This is a genomic window from Halobium salinum (assembly GCF_026586625.1).
Taxonomy (GTDB): Archaea; Halobacteriota; Halobacteria; order Halobacteriales; family Haloferacaceae; genus Halobium; species Halobium salinum.
Genome location: NZ_JAODIW010000005.1, coordinates 388,144 through 402,537 on the forward strand (window position 1 = coordinate 388,144; position 14,394 = coordinate 402,537).

Below are 14,394 nucleotides of genomic sequence, written 5' to 3' on the forward strand. Positions count from 1 at the left end.
ATCATTCGTTGGCTGATTGAAAGTGTCTCAGAATAACACTACTAGTTCAGTTATCCTCTACCATTGGCGGTAAGGGTTCCATAGGCCATACAGAGACGATACTGGTATTTCAGACACCACCTACCTTAACGGAAATATCAAATTTCTATTTCTAATTGACATAGTTGGATTAGCAGAGTTTTACTTATTTATATAATTTTTTCTACTAGCAACTAAAACTACGGGAAACTAGTAATGTATCTTGCACTACTGACATTCGATAGTCCAGTCTAAGGCCCATTCCCAAGTAACGCTTGACAGAGCCGATAAAATCTACGAGCAAGCATGAGCCGAAGATACCCACTATTTCCAAACATCTACTGATTATATCTTTTTATACTAATTGAAATATAGCTTCTTGACTCCTATATGAGGGATCAGTTACCTCGTCAGTCGTATAATTAGATTGATATGAAGTTTGCGGAACGGGACTGGACACCCAAGTGGGCGATGAAGCTCGGTATTCAATTCCATCTAGCGGGGCTCTCACTGTCGAATACCGTCTCATTACTCGAATGCCTGGGTGTCGAGCGGTCTCGGAAAGCGGTTCACGACTGGGTGCAGAAGGCCGATCTACAGCCGACCGATGGTCGGAGCCCGAATCACGTCGCGCTCGACGAGACGGTGATTCGAATCAGTTCTCAGCAGTACTAGCTGTACGCTGTCTGTGAACCCGAAACGAACCTGTTGCTTCACGTTCGACTCTTTCCAACGACGCCGACCTCGCTGGCGCGCTCCGTATGGAATCGCACACAGTACTGACACTCGTTGACGGCGGTCGTCACCAGTATGAGCCTCTCGACCGTCGGCTCTGAGACCCAGCCAGCACGGTGTGCCCTCAGCAACGCGGACCCATTGCGAAGGAACCGGATGACTCCGTATGGAAGTAGTGTTTCGAGGCGTGACTACGATCGAACCTGGAAGCGTCCATCCCGACGACGCCGTTAGTCGGGAGATGCGAACCCAGGCGGTCGAAGATTCTACGAGTCTAGGGCAACCCGATAAGTTCGCCAAGTGTCATCTATACATCGTGGTCCTCCGGACCCCGAGACATAGCAAAACAATGTGCTGGTGAGGTGTGTACCGTCGCTTCGAGGACGTTGAGGAGTAACGGGCGACGGCTCGACGGGCGAAATAAATCGTTCGCTCAATGAACTGGAGTAACCGCGACTTCAGGAGAGTCCTCATTCTGCACACTACCGGGCGAACCTATAACTCTCCGAGGACTTCAACAGAGCCGGTCGGATACTTTTTGTGAATGGCACGACGACTCTCGATGGAGGGAACTACCATGACTGTAGCCGACCTGATGCGGACAGAAGTCGTCACGGCGTCCCGTGAGAGCTCCGTTACCGAGGTAGCGACGGCAATGCGTGATGAGAACGTTGGTAGTGTCGTCGTCGTCGAGGATGGCGCTCCCATCGGACTTGTGACCGACCGGGACGTGGCCGTCCGAATCGCCGCGGACCAACTTGACCCCGGAGAGATGACCGCCGAAGGCGTGATGACAGGCGACTTGGTCACTGTCGAGAGCGACATCGGCATGTTCGATCTCTGTGCGACGATGGGCGAGGAGGGTGTCCGACGGATGCCGGTCGTCGAGGACGGCCGACTCGTCGGCATCGTCACGCTTGACGACCTGACCCGTCTCCTGACAGACGAACTCGGGAATCTCGCGGAGGTCATCGAAACCGAGTCGCCGAGCTACTGATGGGGCGACCAGCCCCGGTAGCCCGGCACGTTAGAATTCCAGGCCGGTGCGGTACACGGCTCCCACCAGAGGGTCGAATTGCGGGCGAGGACATGGACACGGACATCCGGCATGTTCGTTCTGGTTACCCTGGCAGTAACAGCCAGAAAGTCACTAGTGTATTCGCTACTGGTGATGGACGACACGGTGATTCATTATGATGTGGCCCTAACTATGCTAGGGTATGAATTTCGACGAGTTCACCGGGACGATTCAGCACCGTCTTGAACTGCCTGGCACCGGCGAGACGGTCCGAGCGATTCGAGCCACATTGATGACGCTAGGAGAGCGGATTCCTGCAGAAGCGGCCGAGGACCTCGCGGCGTCGCTGCCGCTGGAGATCAAGTGGTTCCTTACCGGCGCCGTCCGTGACCACGGCCAGCGGTTCGGCTGGCAGGAGTTCGTCACGCGCGTCAGCGACATCGAGAGCGCGGACCCAGCGGACGCCGCCTACCACTCCCGGGTCATCATGGACTTCGTGCGGGCACAGGTGCCGCCGTCGGACTTCCAGCAGCTCCGTGACCAACTCCCTGAAAGTGAAGCGGACGAGAACTGGCAGAAGCTCTTCGAAGTGGTCGACGCTGGAGGCTGGGAGACTACTGTAGAGTCGGTGTCCGAGGACAGTACCGAGTAGGAATGCGGAGGGAAATCCACGCGAAAGCCTCGGGGTTTTGCTTTGCTCCGAGGCGATTCACTCCGAATACCCTTCCTGGAGGAGCGTTCCCCCGGTCTCGTACAACGAGACCAACTCCGTGATAAACTCCTCGCACGATTCGTCTTCCTCGAGGTGCGCGTCCAACCGTGCCGCGAGTTCGTCGCTGATTTCGATAGTTGGTGTCATAGTGTGTACTCTCTCCGTCATTGGACACAACGCAGGTGAATCGCAATAGCCTGTCGACCGTTCTCGCACACTAGGACGGCGTCGGTAACGAGTATCGGTCCCCCACGAGTCTCGCTCTCTCAGGTCGAGTGCTCGGCTCCGAGCGGCGGTTTTAGCATTCGGCCACGGACGCTCTGCGTGGGGATAGGTAGTGATTCGGATCAGTCACCCTGTCGCTCATCGATGGGAGTCGTGATGTCTCCGTCCATCTCGTGGTACTCCCACACGTGGTCTTTCAGTTGCTCGCGTGTTTCGAACACACTATTACATAGATTACATCCGAACGACTGCTTGGCTGCTGACCCTTCTTGATTGCTCATACTGGTCTATAGGTGGGAGGTCGTGATAAGCCCACTCGAACAGCACGCACCACGAAGACGATGGGAGAAGAGGCCGTCCGAACCGACCCTCGATCACTCGACTCCGATCGACCAAGTTACCACCGCTCGGAGGCCGCCCACGAGCAGTCTGTCGAGCGAGTGGGCCGCCGCGCCATAGCTGACGAAAAAAACGACTAGCCCGACGAACGCGCCGACGGGGAAGGCACTGACGTCTAGTGCGGCGACGACAGTAATCAGCCCGACAGCAGTCTCTATAGCGCTATCGAACAACCAGACGGCGATGGTACCACCGACGAGGACTGTCGCGAGGTACGCGACGGTTTGTAGTGCGGTGGGCATCGGCTTCGAATTCGGCCACTTCAATCCGGTCTCATAGCCCCCGAATCCAAGCGCAGCGAGTTGTCGTCGGGCTGAGTCGACGACGGTGACCAACAGGACGAACCAGAGCAAAGCGGCTAGTGCGAAGCGGACAGCCGAAGCAGGGACGTTCGGGATGATGTCGCTGGCGACACTAACGATCGTGGAAGTAGCTCGATCAACGAGGACATAGAACAGCACGTACCCCAAGACAGCGTCGATGGGGCCATAGGCCGGAATCCGACGCCAGTCGACCTGGGCAGATTTCGATCCGGCGGTTGTGTAGGTGCTCATGAGTGAAAAGACGTGGTCTCGAGCCATCAACGAGATCGTTCGTTCTCGGCGAGTGAGAGCCGACCTACCATGGTCACGAATCGGTCCGCGAACTGGAGCGTCGACAGCAGGGGTGCAAGGACCAGACGAACTGTCCCACACTCCCGAGTACCCACTCGAGAGCCCGGAGACATCACGAGAGGTGTGTGACGAACCACCTGCCCGCGACGTCGGCGACCTCCTCGAGCGCACCTGGCTCTTCGAACAGGTGGGTTGCCCCCGGGACAACATGGAGTTCCTTCTCACAATGAAGCGACTCGAAAGCGGTGCGGTTCAGTTCGAGTACCTGACTGTCATCGCCTCCGACGACAAAGAGGGTCGCAGCTTCGACGTTCGCCAGGTCATCGGCGGCGAGGTCCACTCGTCCACCCCGAGAAACGACTGCCCCGACTGGTGGCTCGGGTCGAGCTGCCGCCCGAAGCGCCGCCGCCGCACCGGTGCTTGACCCAAAGTATCCGAGTTTGAGGCCCGCGATTCGTGGGTCGCTCCGTGTCCACTTCCCGGCGGACACCAGTCGTTCGGTGAGTAGCTCGATGTCGAACCGGTTCTCGTACACTCTGTCTTCCTCGACGGTCAGGAGGTCGAAGAGGAGCGTCGCCAGTCCTCGGTCTTGCAAGGACTCGGCGACGGTGCGGTTACGGGGGCTCTTTCTGCTGCTGCCGCTCCCATGCGCGAAGAGGACGAGGCCGACCACACCGTCGGGAACGGTTAGATCGCCTTCGAGGGTCACCCCGTCGTCGACGAGGGTGACTGGTTGTTCGACTGCCATACCGTATAGCTATGCAGACGACCGAGATAAGGGCTGTTCTACCAGCCGAACAGGTGCAAAATATGATGTTATTTCTATCGTTCGCAGGTTATCACTCTCATCGGGCTATCGAGAGTCTCCGAGACGACTTCACCACAGCGTCGAAAATAAATCGGGCAACCGAGTCGTCAGGTGTCGTGATGGGAGGTATGACGGCGGCACATCTCGAGACCACGGTCACCGAGTACGTCGGTGAAGCCATTCGCATCGAGGTCGTCGAAGACATCAATGAGGGGGATAACGGGAACGCGGTCTTCAAGGCTCGCCGTCCATCGACTCGCTCCCTGTATCGATCAGACTAGTTCGACCAAATTGAGTAAGAACACTCCATACAGGACCACGAGAACGGCCCCCTCCCAGCGAGTAATCTCGCGGTCTTGAGTGATGAAGTAATAGAGAACGGTCGCGGCGACCAACACCGGAAGCGCGTACTCTCTCACGCTCGCTGGAATCACGAGCGGTGAGAACAAGCTCGGTATACCGACGACTGCGAGGCTGTTGAAGACGTTCGAGCCGAGGACATTACCGACGGCAATCTCCGGCTCTCCCCGTCGGACCGCCGTAATGCTGACCGCAATCTCCGGAAGCGAGGTGCCAAGGCCGACCGCCGTGATTGCCACGATTTCTGGCCCAATGTCAAGGGTGCCGGCGATGGCGATAATCGACCGAACGACCCCGTCGGCGGCCAAGAACACTAAGACCAAGCTGATAAAGAGGACCCCGTAGGTCCGAAAGCCGACACGAGTCTCTGCCGTCGCCTGTCCGAGTTCCGTATTAGCAAGACTGGCTACGTCAACCTCCTCCGTGGAGTGTTCTTCTACGAGTTCTTCCACCGTCTCGTCGAAGCGCGCTGGTCTCGCGAGTGTGAAATGGACGTAGACGGCCAATAGTACGATTGCGAGGAGGCCCTCGTACCAGACGAAAGGCGAGTTCCAGATGGCTACCAGCAGGAACACGGCGGAAGCCACTAGGACGGGGAGATCAACCCGTATCAGTTCCCGCTCGATCCGGATTCGTTCACCGACTATCGCAGCGACGCCGAGGATGACAAAGATGTTTGCGATGTTTGACCCGACGGCGTTCCCGACCACGATGGACGGCGCATCCCGGACCACGGCCAGCATCGAGGAGACGAGCTCGGGTAGCGATGTTCCGCCCGCAACGACGGTCGCACCGATAATGAACGGGGAGACACCGAAGGCGAGCCCGATACGCGCCGTAGCCGAGGTGAAGACATCGGATGCCTTGAGGAGTACTACCAGCGAACCGAGAAACAGTAACACGTCGATGTACACGAAGGCCATATCGCGAATAACGTGGGGGGCGAACTAAAGAAGTGCCGCCCCGACATAAATCGAAGATCACTCGATACCGGATGTTCTGATCAATCTCCCCGGCAGTTCAGTCTGGCTCGCTCTCGCCCGTTAGTAACCGTGCTCAGAATTGTTCCTGCTCATCTGATGACTCCAAGTACCCCCTCGAACGACCGTCTCATCGGACGGTATTCGAACTATCCGTCGTTTCGGGCCTCTCGTTGGCTCTGGACTACGTATTCGACGCATCTATAACCGGTCGATTGGAGCTGTACGGGGGGCAGGTTAGGTCGTCGTGTGCCCATCGTTCCTCATCACAAGTCTACGGATCCTGTTTAGCTAAGCCGAGATCGGTGGTAAGGGGAGTGAGTCAGCGGATACGGAAGGGGCCGCCCGCTCAACGACGGACGGCGACGTAAGCACCGCAGCGAACTGCCCGAGTCGAGTAGGCGGGGGCTTCCGAATTCCCACCCGATTACGGCTGTTAGGCGGTCGTCGCCGCCTCTCTGCTCGGTGAGGTGTTAACTAAACACGACTTCGACCCTGTCCGACCTTTTTTCTCCCGGTATTTGAATACCTATCTCCGGCCGACGAACTATCGGTCGGGTGCACATAGAGAGTAGCAGACCATTGTCACTGTACTCCCCCGATTACATCCCAAAGCAGCTGAAGACCCGGTCCATCGTCACCGCGGCCGAGCAGACCCGGTGAGCCACCAGCCATAGAATTTCGACAGTTCCTCCTCCGTGGGGTGTTTCTTGGTCTGCCCGTACTGCTTTCCTTCGAGGACGTCGCGTTCGAGAACGTTCCGCGCGAGGTGGAGCGCGTGACTCGCCCCGTACCCCTCACCCGTGCCGACGAACTGTCCCCGGTCGGTGAACAGTCGGATTCGGGCGAGAACGAGCGGCGTCCCCCGAAGCTTTTCGTCGTGTTCGTGAAGATAGACGCTCGCTTCGAGGATGCGCATCTCGCCGTACCTTTGGGCGATCCGCTCGATCATGTCGACGACCTCGTCGCGGCTGATGTCGTCGAGCAGTTCGATTCCGACGAACTTGACCTGCAGTCGTGTCTCGCCGGTCCAGGTTAGCGACTCGAGTACGTCGTTTTTCGTCGCGATTCCCGCAGGAGCGTCGTCGACGGTCACGACGAGCGACGAGACTTCGCGGTCGAACATCGTTCGGACGGCGTCGTCCAATCGAGTATCGGGCCTTACGGTCACGACCGGTTCGCTCATCACGTCCCGCACGGGGAGGTCGAGCAATCGGTGAAGCTCCCCTTCGCGTGCGCCGAAGCCGCCGTGTGATCGTCCACCTTGGACAGCCTCCGGCGGGTTGCCGCCCTGGGAACGGTGTGCCTCCCGCGCCGCGAAGCCGATGACGTCCGAGAGGCTCACCACGCCGATGGCTCGGTTGCCGTCCACAACCGGGAGATGCGTGATACGGTGCTCGCGGAACTGATGGAGCACGTTCCCGAGTGTGGACGCCGGGTCGACCGTCACGATTTCAGGGGTCCAGACGTCATCGACGGACAACACGTGGAGATACGGCTCGACGGCGTCGAGCAGGTCGTCCGCCGTGGCGACGCCGTAGAACTCATCGTCTCGGTACACCGGCAATACGAGCGAGTCGCTCCCGAGCATCAACCGAGCGGCGGTCCGAACGTCGTCATCTATGTCGAGCCTCGCTACGTGCCAAAGGATCGACCCTGCCTTGGTATTCGGGTCCTGATGTGCGGAGTCGAGCTGTCGCTGCGTGACGAGCCCTGCGTACGAGCCGTTGTCGGTGACGACGACGGCCTTGACGGTCGGATCGTCGAACGCACCCACCAGTTCGGATACGCGCGTGTCGACGTCGATCGACGGGAATTCCGTCGTCGCGATCTCTCTGACGTCCATGCCGTTACCCTTGCACCGCCGTTTCTTGAACTCACGCATCGTCCCGGCGCCCACACCGTTCCCGACTCCGGACTTTCCGCACGCCGAACCCCGTTGTCTGGCCCCATCGAGCAGTCACCGTCCGTCACTAACCGGTCCTCGCTTCGACGACGAAAACCGTGGGCCTCCATCGGCGGTCGGCGATGAAACTCCGGTACGGTGACCGAAGCAAACCGTTACGGTTTCCGACGATGATGTGGTCCCCGTATGGTGTATCTCGACGGATTCGACCACCAGACCGGCTCTCACTGCGGGTCGGCGGCACTCAGGAACCTCGCCGAATACCACCATTGGGGGCTTGACGAGGCCGCCTGCTTCGGTTTCGGCGCTGGCCTGGGGTTCGAGCTGCTGGAGCTCTCGGGACAGAAGTGGGCCGCGTTCAGACCGTGTGCGCGCTCGTTCGAACCCGCGTTCTTCGAACGGATGCGGGTTCCACATCGGGTTACCGAGGAGACGGACTGAGACGGCGCGTGGGAGACTCTCCACGAAGCACTCGAGGGGAACAGTCCCGTCGTCCTCTTTCTCGACCCCGCGGAACTCAAGTACCTGTCGAGCACGCACCTCCCACCACACGCCGTTCTCGCCGTCGGTGCAGACGAGACGACCGTCCATCTCGCAGACGGAACCGCACCCGACGTTCAGCGGGTACACGACGGGACGCTACGTGCTGCGTGGGGCTCTGAGCGACTCGAACTCCCCCCGTTCCGCAGCATCTCAGTGACGAGAGCCGAGATTACGAAGGACCGCCGTACGGCGGCGACGGACGCGATTCGAAGTGTCGCTACGGGGATGTTGCGGCCGCTGGAGGACGACCGGGCCGCAGAGGCCCCGGGAGAGGCTGGCGTCCCTGCGCTACGCACCTTCGCGGACCGAGTCCCGACGTGGACGGAGCTCCCGGACCCGACCCAGCCAGCACGCGCTGCGGCACACAGTATCGACTAACACAGCGAGGGGACCGCGCTGCGCGGACTCTTTGCCGACGCGCTTGAGTACCTCTCGCCGCGCGTCGGATTCGGAACTGACGTAGTCGGACAGGTTCGCGACGTCGCCCGCCAGTGGCAGTCCGTCCACGAACTCATGGTTGACGTCGCCGAGGGCGACGCGGACCCCGCTATGAAACTGACCGAAGCTGGAACGCTGCTCGTTGGAATCGCCGACGCCGAAGCGGTAGTGTACGAGAAGCTCGAGGCTGCCGTATAACGACGGGAAGCGGACTGCACTTCACTCTTCGACTGCGTCGAGATACGATATCGCCTCGGTGTCTGATACCTGCCCGAAGTCGCGATAGAACGCCCCTACTGCCGTGAAATACTGTGGAACGTCGACGCAGACGACGTCGTCCGCTTCGGCAGTCAACTCCTCGTACGTGTCGGGCGCACTCACGGGTACCGCGACGATGACTCGCTCCGCACCGGCCTCCGTTACCCATTTGAGACACGCGAACATCGTCCCACCGGTCGCGACACCGTCGTCGACGACGATTACCCGCTTCCCCGAGACGTCGTACGCCGGACGGCCGCCCCGATAGCGGTCGAACTTCTCCCGTGCGACGGCCGCCTCCTCGTCGCGAACCCGGTCGACGTAGGAGTCACCGACGCCGAGATCGGCGATGAGGTCGTCGTTCAACCAGAGCGTCCCGTCGCTCGTGACCGCGCCGATTCCGAGCTCCGGATACCCAGGAGCCCCGATTTTCCGAGCGACGACGACGTCGAGCGGGACGCCGAGTTCATCGGCGACAGCGCGACCGATAGGGAGGCCGCCGCGTGGAATGGCGAGGACGAGGTCCGCCTCGACACTCTCTTCCCGTATCCGTTCGGCGAGGCGTTCACCCGCCTCGGTCCTATTCCTGAACATGCTTCACACCCTCACCTTCGAGAAGTCGCTTCCCGGACAAAGAGATTGGGTATCGATGTCCGTGCTCTCCCACGTTCGACGAAAACGCGACTGCCGGACAGGTCTGCATCGCAGATATCTCATCGAGGAGTACTGTTTCTCGGACGTTCGAGTGCCTTTACTTCCAACGAAACGAGAGTGTGACCGTACGGGTCGAAGGTAACGTCGGATTCCCCGGCTCCAAACGGCGTGGCGTTGCCCCTCGTATCGAGAGCGGCTTTCGTCCGAGCAAAGCAGTAAATCAGGATTACCGGGTTCCGAGCAGCTGAAGATAACAGCACTAAACCAGTTATTTTCGTCTTTCCAGTACCACTCGCGACCGGGGGAACAAGCGGACGACAGCCGTGAAGCGTTGCAGACCGTTTCGGGCGGTTATTCGGACTTTTCTCCGGAACGAGTGGCGCCGATACGACGTACAGGCCTTCTTTCGTCAAAACTTCGGGGCCGATGGCGGATTTTACCCCCGCTCCGTTTCGTCTCAGAGCGGTCTTCGGAATCCCGGTACGTTCCGGGGGTCTCTCGGATAGCGGAGTGGTGGTAACGGCCTTGGCGATTCCAGCCGTGGATTGATGTGTAGATGGTGTCAGAGAGGTAGCGGTCAGCCCATGAGAACGAAATCAGCCCTGGAAAGTCGGTTGGCGTACCTCCGAGAGATGAAAGACTCGTGTGACCCGTACACCCCACAGATGCGAACGCTGAAGGGGGAGATCGCCGCGTTGGAGTGGGCACTCGAAGAGCGGGATCGGGGCCGAAGGGGTGAGTAGCGACGAACGAGGAATCGGTCGGCGGACGTCCTCGGTGAGCACTTCACGACTCCCTACGACGCGACGACGGTCGGTATCTCGTCGTCAGGTAAGACCCTCGCACGTACAGGTACCAGCTACATCCAGTAGCCTACGGGTGACTTCGACCGGGCGAGGAAATCGACATCGCCCTTCCACGCATCGAGCGTCGGGTGAGCCGTATCCGCCTCTACTTCGCACGGTCGGGGGTCGGTGGTGGGTAATCAGCCGCCCGGTCCGTCCGCGGGGAACGTAACCCTCTGCCGAGAGCTCTGGGCGTCACGCGAACCGTCTGCCGGGGACACGGTAGACGACTCTCGGGGCTGTGCTCGCCACTGTTCGCGCCACGGATAATCGCCCACACCCGTCTGGAGGTATCCGCTTGCCGGAACGACACCCATCTGTGATCCGACAAGAACAGTTTGAGCGCGATCGACGTACTCGTTGCCAGCATTTCCGACTAACATATACATCCAGGAGTTGCCAGCCCAGACCTCGGTACGAATCGAAACGTCGGTGTCGGCTGTCGTGTCGTACTGAGCCGTCATTTCCGTTGAGTATGTGTAACACGTCGCTCGTGGGGAGTAACTCGGACAGGTCGTTTCGGTACGCGTCGCCGTCGACACGAGAAGCGGCTCATCGCCGATGGGAGTCCGGGTGTTGATGCGATGGTCGCTACGCATCCAGACATGAATCTGGAACGTGCGCTCGACACCGTGGTCCAAGTCGCTCGCGTTGAACTCCTCGACGGGTATCGGTACCTGCTCATGACGGCCGTCTTCGGCGACGACCCACCGATAGTAGCGCGGCTCGAAGGAGATCTCGTCTGCAGTAATGCGGAGCTTCGGCCCAGTCGTCGTGTTCACGATAGTGTAGTTCCAATCGTGAGGCTCACCGGGTCGACCAATCGGATACATCGCGTCGCCGTCGGCGATAACATCCCCGACCACCGAGTGACCGTCCACGTAGGGGAGCGGGACGAGGAAGGTGGCATTCGAGAGCGTACCGTTGCCCGAGAGCTCGACCTGATACGAGTAGTTGCTCGTGTAGGTATAATAGTAGGACCCGAAACTGACCAGAACGACGCTCGAGACCACTGTAAAAGCGACGAATACGCCGACTAGTACTGCTCTTCGTCGGGTCATCGACGGCCTCGTGACAGGGACGAAATCACGACGGTACACCCGAGGCAACGCACCCGACCGGTAACGAGTGGACATTGGAGCGAACAAACCACCATCATGTAGCGTACACGCGCTGGTCAAATAAAGTGGATGCACCGGTACTCCGGCGTCGACTTCGATGCGTCGCGTCAGTCTCAGGGGTGGTTTCGTCCCCGGAACTGTCGTTCGGTCCAGATGTCGTCTTCGAGCCCTGCCTCGGTCGTCACCCGGCGTTCGCCCCTGCGGTTCGGACCGTAAGAACGGGTACGTCGGCCGTGCGCAACACACGCTCTGTGACGCTTCCAAGAAGCAGTCTATCGAGTCCCCGTCGACCGTGCGTCCCCATCACAATCATCTTCACGTCGTTGTCGCCGACGTACTGGAGAATCGCTCGGTGGACTATGCTGTCCTCTCGAATCGATCCAACGACCGGTACACCCTCGCGGTCGGCCCACGTTTCGGCAGTTTCTAGTGCCCGTTTTCCGGCGCTTCGGAAGGCGTCAAGGACTGCATCCCAGTCGATTGGTATACCGTCGGACCCGACGTACGAGTAACTGGTGTCCACGACGTACAGGACGTGTAGCGTCGCGCCGTACGTGTCGGCGATGTCGAGCGCGTGCTCGAGAGCAGCGAAGGACTCCTCGCTTCCGTCGGTGGGGAACAAGATGACGTCGTACATGATTCTGGTGGACGTATCAGGGGGACGTTTGGTGCCATATTTATTGTTTGTTCCGCCAGCGGCGAATCGTTGTCCGATGAATATCTGACCCCGTGAATCCGAGACGGGTTTGTGAGCACCGAAGTCGTATCCCTATCGCGGAGACCCCGACCGCGCCGAAGCTGTGTAGAACCGAATGCCGACGAGATAAGCCACTTCAGGACCAACGAGAACTAGCACATGTACCACCGAATCCTTGTTGCGACCGATGGGTCGTCGGGGGCCGCAGCCGCGGTCGAACGCGCACTTGACTTCGCCCAGCGATATGACGCGGAACTCCACGTGCTCTACGTCGTTGACACGAATCTGGTTCCGCTCGATACACACGCTCAGCGAGTCCTTCGATACTTACAGGAAGAGGGCGAAATGTCGGTCGAAACGGCCGTCGGTCAATCCACCGATAGCGGAATCGAGACCGTCGTCGGTTCTGTTCGAGAGGGTGACCCATCCGAGAGTATCCTCTGTTACGTTGACGACAACGACATCGACCTCGTTGTCCTCGGCACCCACGGACGACGAGGGGTAGAGCGTTACCTGCTCGGGAGCGTCGCCGAACGAGTCGTACGGCAGTCGCCGGTGCCCGTGCTGACGGTCCGGACCGCTGAGACGGGTGAGAACCGCCCCCCGTCACGAATGTCGTAGTCCACCTCTGGGTCATCGCGCGTCCACTCTCGAGGCACTGTCTTGCGTCGCCATGACATACCACGAGCAGAGAACGCCGGTGGAACTCGAACGGATTAAAGAAGATTTGACATCAGCTGTGGCGTCCGCGTGCTCCGAACTAATCTCATGTACGAGGACGTCGACGGTCACGAGGAAGAACATCGAAGAGGCACCCGGCGCCTACAATGACATCAACGAGGTCGTCCGTGTGAGCAACGTACTCGGAATTGAGACGAAGGTCGCTCGAATGCGGCCCGGCACGAACATAGGGGTGAGTCGAGGTTCGGATGGTCACCTCGACATGCTTTCCAACCAGATAGTGTGGAGTGCGGGAACGTAGCGTCAATGTTTTTGTATCGTTCGTAGTATTGCCTGTGCGGAGGCTCGATCCATGAGCACACGTAGCAACCCATTTCGAGAGATGGAACGTTTCTTCGAACGAATGAGCCGCCAATTCGACGATGCATCCCAAGAGTGGAGATCTGATGGTCCGTTCAGCGGATTGTCAATGGGGGCGTTCGAACCCATAGCCGTCGACCTCGTCGAACACGACGACGAGTTCGTCGCCACCGTCGACTTGCCCGGATTCGAGCGGGATGAAGTGGACATTCGCGTCACCGATCACACGCTCCGAATAGAAGCCGAACACGAGGAGTCCGTCGACGAAGAGGAGGAGCGGTACATTCGACACGAGCGGCGTCACAAGGCTATGCACCGTTCGATTCGGCTTCCAGATGAGGTCGACAAGGACAACGTCAAGGCTCGGATGAACAACGGCGTGCTGACGATTACGTTACCGCGATTGGAAACTGAAGAGGCCCGCAGGATCGACGTTGAGTAGCGCCGCTCTACGGTCCCCGCTGACGCTTCCTTCTCCTGGTTCCGCACTGTCATACTACCGACCGCGGCGACCGTCACCCACCCAGCATGTCCATGAGGGAGACTACGTCCCCGATTGAGGTGGCGTGTAACCGCGCCCTTAGCGCCGCTTCGAGGCGAGGCCACCACCGATGAGGACTCCACCGACTCCAACAGCGCTGGTGCATGGTCCCAGCAACTGTACCATGTCCGATGGCCGCGAGCGATGACGACCTCTGAACGGCCGCGGCACGCATAGCAGGGCTGGGTTTCAGGGGGACGTACGATGCGCATCGATCTTATTGCGATGGGTGTAGAAACGCGTCCAGTTCACTCTGAACGATGTGTGCAACGCGCTCCCTGTACTCCTAGAGGGCATCGTTGAGCTTCTCCTGTGTTGTCTCGTTGAGGCTCTCGCCACCCCGAAACCCTTCGTCGGGAATCTCCGGGTGATAATTACAGACGACTCGGGGCCCCTCACCTCCGACCACGCCGAGTGTGACGATTCCGTACTCGTCTGTGCTCCACAGTCCACGCCCATCCTATCTAGTTAGGTCCGAGAT

At 59.4% G+C, this 14,394-nt stretch carries 19 protein-coding genes and 2 pseudogenes; 10 read left to right on the forward strand and 11 right to left on the reverse strand.

Going from position 1 to position 14,394, the window contains the following annotated elements; translation table 11 throughout:
- Positions 1-450: 450 nt before the first annotated feature.
- A pseudogene (locus tag N5095_RS03185) lies at positions 451-774 on the forward strand (transposase domain-containing protein); the annotation flags it as partial.
- On the opposite strand, the gene N5095_RS22490 reads toward N5095_RS03185, so the two are convergent.
- Together N5095_RS22490 and N5095_RS03190 are read right to left on the reverse strand one after the other, a co-directional pair.
- Positions 732-824 (reverse strand): hypothetical protein, encoded by a 93-nt coding sequence (locus N5095_RS22490; protein WP_390202551.1) that lies wholly within the window; start codon positions 822-824, stop codon positions 732-734. The pseudogene N5095_RS03185 and the gene N5095_RS22490 overlap by 43 nt on opposite strands.
- A gap of 101 nt (positions 825-925) precedes the next feature.
- A pseudogene (locus tag N5095_RS03190) lies at positions 926-1,227 on the reverse strand (IS5/IS1182 family transposase); the annotation flags it as partial.
- A 121-nt stretch (positions 1,228-1,348) separates the two neighbouring features.
- Between N5095_RS03190 and N5095_RS03195 the strand changes: the two are divergent.
- Both N5095_RS03195 and N5095_RS03200 read left to right on the forward strand, forming a co-directional pair.
- Complete coding sequence (locus N5095_RS03195) at positions 1,349-1,750, forward strand: CBS domain-containing protein (RefSeq protein WP_267621086.1); 402 nt, start codon at positions 1,349-1,351, stop codon at positions 1,748-1,750.
- Between the two features lie 223 nt (positions 1,751-1,973).
- Positions 1,974-2,423: a DUF2267 domain-containing protein gene (locus N5095_RS03200; RefSeq protein ID WP_267620985.1), complete on the forward strand. Its 450-nt coding sequence runs from the start codon at positions 1,974-1,976 to the stop codon at positions 2,421-2,423.
- Between the two features lie 57 nt (positions 2,424-2,480).
- Here N5095_RS03200 and N5095_RS03205 read toward each other — a convergent pair whose 3' ends face one another.
- The 3 genes from N5095_RS03205 to N5095_RS03215 all read right to left on the reverse strand — a co-directional run bounded on the left by N5095_RS03205 (position 2,481) and on the right by N5095_RS03215 (position 4,469).
- Positions 2,481-2,630: a DUF7557 family protein gene (locus N5095_RS03205; RefSeq protein ID WP_267620987.1), complete on the reverse strand. Its 150-nt coding sequence runs from the start codon at positions 2,628-2,630 to the stop codon at positions 2,481-2,483.
- 452 nt (positions 2,631-3,082) lie between these two features.
- On the reverse strand, positions 3,083-3,661 hold the full coding sequence (locus tag N5095_RS03210) for a hypothetical protein (RefSeq protein WP_267620989.1): 579 nt from the start codon (positions 3,659-3,661) through the stop codon (positions 3,083-3,085).
- A 172-nt stretch (positions 3,662-3,833) separates the two neighbouring features.
- The gene (locus tag N5095_RS03215; protein WP_267620991.1) at positions 3,834-4,469 is read right to left on the reverse strand and encodes a dienelactone hydrolase family protein; all 636 of its coding nucleotides are present in this window, start codon (positions 4,467-4,469) and stop codon (positions 3,834-3,836) included.
- An 11-nt stretch (positions 4,470-4,480) separates the two neighbouring features.
- Between N5095_RS03215 and N5095_RS03220 the strand changes: the two genes are divergently transcribed.
- Positions 4,481-4,810 carry a hypothetical protein gene (locus N5095_RS03220; protein ID WP_267620993.1) on the forward strand — a complete coding sequence of 110 codons (330 nt, stop codon included), beginning with the start codon at positions 4,481-4,483 and terminating at the stop codon, positions 4,808-4,810.
- On the opposite strand, the gene N5095_RS03225 is transcribed toward N5095_RS03220, so the two are convergent.
- Both N5095_RS03225 and N5095_RS03230 read right to left on the reverse strand, forming a co-directional pair.
- Positions 4,802-5,812, reverse strand: a complete 1,011-nt coding sequence (locus tag N5095_RS03225) for a calcium/sodium antiporter (protein WP_267620995.1) — start codon at positions 5,810-5,812, stop codon at positions 4,802-4,804. The genes N5095_RS03220 and N5095_RS03225 overlap by 9 nt on opposite strands.
- 694 nt (positions 5,813-6,506) lie before the next feature.
- The gene (locus N5095_RS03230; RefSeq protein ID WP_343218122.1) at positions 6,507-7,754 is read right to left on the reverse strand and encodes a CBS domain-containing protein; all 1,248 of its coding nucleotides are present in this window, start codon (positions 7,752-7,754) and stop codon (positions 6,507-6,509) included.
- Between the two features lie 207 nt (positions 7,755-7,961).
- On the opposite strand from N5095_RS03230, the gene N5095_RS22435 reads away from it, so the two are divergent.
- Together N5095_RS22435 and N5095_RS03240 are read left to right on the forward strand one after the other, a co-directional pair.
- Positions 7,962-8,216 (forward strand): BtrH N-terminal domain-containing protein, encoded by a 255-nt coding sequence (locus N5095_RS22435; protein ID WP_267620998.1) that lies wholly within the window; start codon positions 7,962-7,964, stop codon positions 8,214-8,216.
- Between the two features lie 615 nt (positions 8,217-8,831).
- On the forward strand, positions 8,832-8,954 hold the full coding sequence (locus tag N5095_RS03240; RefSeq protein WP_267621001.1) for a hypothetical protein: 123 nt from the start codon (positions 8,832-8,834) through the stop codon (positions 8,952-8,954).
- A 21-nt stretch (positions 8,955-8,975) separates the two neighbouring features.
- On the opposite strand, the gene N5095_RS03245 is transcribed toward N5095_RS03240, so the two are convergent.
- Positions 8,976-9,608, reverse strand: a complete 633-nt coding sequence (locus N5095_RS03245) for a phosphoribosyltransferase (protein WP_267621003.1) — start codon at positions 9,606-9,608, stop codon at positions 8,976-8,978.
- Between the two features lie 644 nt (positions 9,609-10,252).
- Here N5095_RS03245 and N5095_RS03250 point away from each other — a divergent pair.
- Positions 10,253-10,411, forward strand: a complete 159-nt coding sequence (locus tag N5095_RS03250) for a hypothetical protein (RefSeq protein ID WP_267621005.1) — start codon at positions 10,253-10,255, stop codon at positions 10,409-10,411.
- 242 nt (positions 10,412-10,653) lie between these two features.
- Here N5095_RS03250 and N5095_RS03255 read toward each other — a convergent pair whose 3' ends face one another.
- Positions 10,654-11,574: a hypothetical protein gene (locus N5095_RS03255; protein ID WP_267621007.1), complete on the reverse strand. Its 921-nt coding sequence runs from the start codon at positions 11,572-11,574 to the stop codon at positions 10,654-10,656.
- A 241-nt stretch (positions 11,575-11,815) separates the two neighbouring features.
- Positions 11,816-12,271 (reverse strand): universal stress protein, encoded by a 456-nt coding sequence (locus N5095_RS03260; RefSeq protein ID WP_267621008.1) that lies wholly within the window; start codon positions 12,269-12,271, stop codon positions 11,816-11,818.
- A 219-nt stretch (positions 12,272-12,490) separates the two neighbouring features.
- Between N5095_RS03260 and N5095_RS03265 the strand changes: the two genes are divergently transcribed.
- The 3 genes from N5095_RS03265 (at position 12,491) to N5095_RS03275 (ending at position 13,814) form a co-directional block, all read left to right on the forward strand.
- The gene (locus N5095_RS03265) at positions 12,491-12,952 is read left to right on the forward strand and encodes a universal stress protein (RefSeq protein ID WP_267621010.1); all 462 of its coding nucleotides are present in this window, start codon (positions 12,491-12,493) and stop codon (positions 12,950-12,952) included.
- Positions 12,953-13,004: 52 nt separating this feature from the next.
- Positions 13,005-13,313, forward strand: coding sequence for an RtcB family protein (locus tag N5095_RS03270; RefSeq protein ID WP_267621012.1), 309 nt, complete (start codon positions 13,005-13,007; stop codon positions 13,311-13,313).
- 102 nt (positions 13,314-13,415) lie between these two features.
- Complete coding sequence (locus N5095_RS03275; protein WP_267621014.1) at positions 13,416-13,814, forward strand: Hsp20/alpha crystallin family protein; 399 nt, start codon at positions 13,416-13,418, stop codon at positions 13,812-13,814.
- 385 nt (positions 13,815-14,199) lie between these two features.
- Here the strand turns inward: N5095_RS03275 and N5095_RS22495 are convergent, their stop codons facing one another.
- Positions 14,200-14,361 (reverse strand): DUF7539 family protein, encoded by a 162-nt coding sequence (locus tag N5095_RS22495; protein WP_425499013.1) that lies wholly within the window; start codon positions 14,359-14,361, stop codon positions 14,200-14,202.
- Between the last annotated feature and the right edge of the window lie 33 nt (positions 14,362-14,394).

Coding starts and splice junctions, on each gene's coding strand:
- N5095_RS03195 (WP_267621086.1), top strand. CDS start 1,349: ATGCGGACAGAAGTCGTCACGGCGTCCCGTGAGAGCTCCGTTACCGAG.
- N5095_RS03200 (WP_267620985.1), top strand. CDS start 1,974: ATGAATTTCGACGAGTTCACCGGGACGATTCAGCACCGTCTTGAACTG.
- N5095_RS03205 (WP_267620987.1), bottom strand. CDS start 2,630: ATGACACCAACTATCGAAATCAGCGACGAACTCGCGGCACGGTTGGAC.
- N5095_RS03210 (WP_267620989.1), bottom strand. CDS start 3,661: ATGAGCACCTACACAACCGCCGGATCGAAATCTGCCCAGGTCGACTGG.
- N5095_RS03215 (WP_267620991.1), bottom strand. CDS start 4,469: ATGGCAGTCGAACAACCAGTCACCCTCGTCGACGACGGGGTGACCCTC.
- N5095_RS03220 (WP_267620993.1), top strand. CDS start 4,481: ATGCAGACGACCGAGATAAGGGCTGTTCTACCAGCCGAACAGGTGCAA.
- N5095_RS03225 (WP_267620995.1), bottom strand. CDS start 5,812: ATGGCCTTCGTGTACATCGACGTGTTACTGTTTCTCGGTTCGCTGGTA.
- N5095_RS03230 (WP_343218122.1), bottom strand. CDS start 7,754: ATGCGTGAGTTCAAGAAACGGCGGTGCAAGGGTAACGGCATGGACGTC.
- N5095_RS22435 (WP_267620998.1), top strand. CDS start 7,962: ATGGTGTATCTCGACGGATTCGACCACCAGACCGGCTCTCACTGCGGG.
- N5095_RS03240 (WP_267621001.1), top strand. CDS start 8,832: ATGGTTGACGTCGCCGAGGGCGACGCGGACCCCGCTATGAAACTGACC.
- N5095_RS03245 (WP_267621003.1), bottom strand. CDS start 9,608: ATGTTCAGGAATAGGACCGAGGCGGGTGAACGCCTCGCCGAACGGATA.
- N5095_RS03250 (WP_267621005.1), top strand. CDS start 10,253: ATGAGAACGAAATCAGCCCTGGAAAGTCGGTTGGCGTACCTCCGAGAG.
- N5095_RS03255 (WP_267621007.1), bottom strand. CDS start 11,574: ATGACCCGACGAAGAGCAGTACTAGTCGGCGTATTCGTCGCTTTTACA.
- N5095_RS03260 (WP_267621008.1), bottom strand. CDS start 12,271: ATGTACGACGTCATCTTGTTCCCCACCGACGGAAGCGAGGAGTCCTTC.
- N5095_RS03265 (WP_267621010.1), top strand. CDS start 12,491: ATGTACCACCGAATCCTTGTTGCGACCGATGGGTCGTCGGGGGCCGCA.
- N5095_RS03270 (WP_267621012.1), top strand. CDS start 13,005: ATGACATACCACGAGCAGAGAACGCCGGTGGAACTCGAACGGATTAAA.
- N5095_RS03275 (WP_267621014.1), top strand. CDS start 13,416: ATGAGCCGCCAATTCGACGATGCATCCCAAGAGTGGAGATCTGATGGT.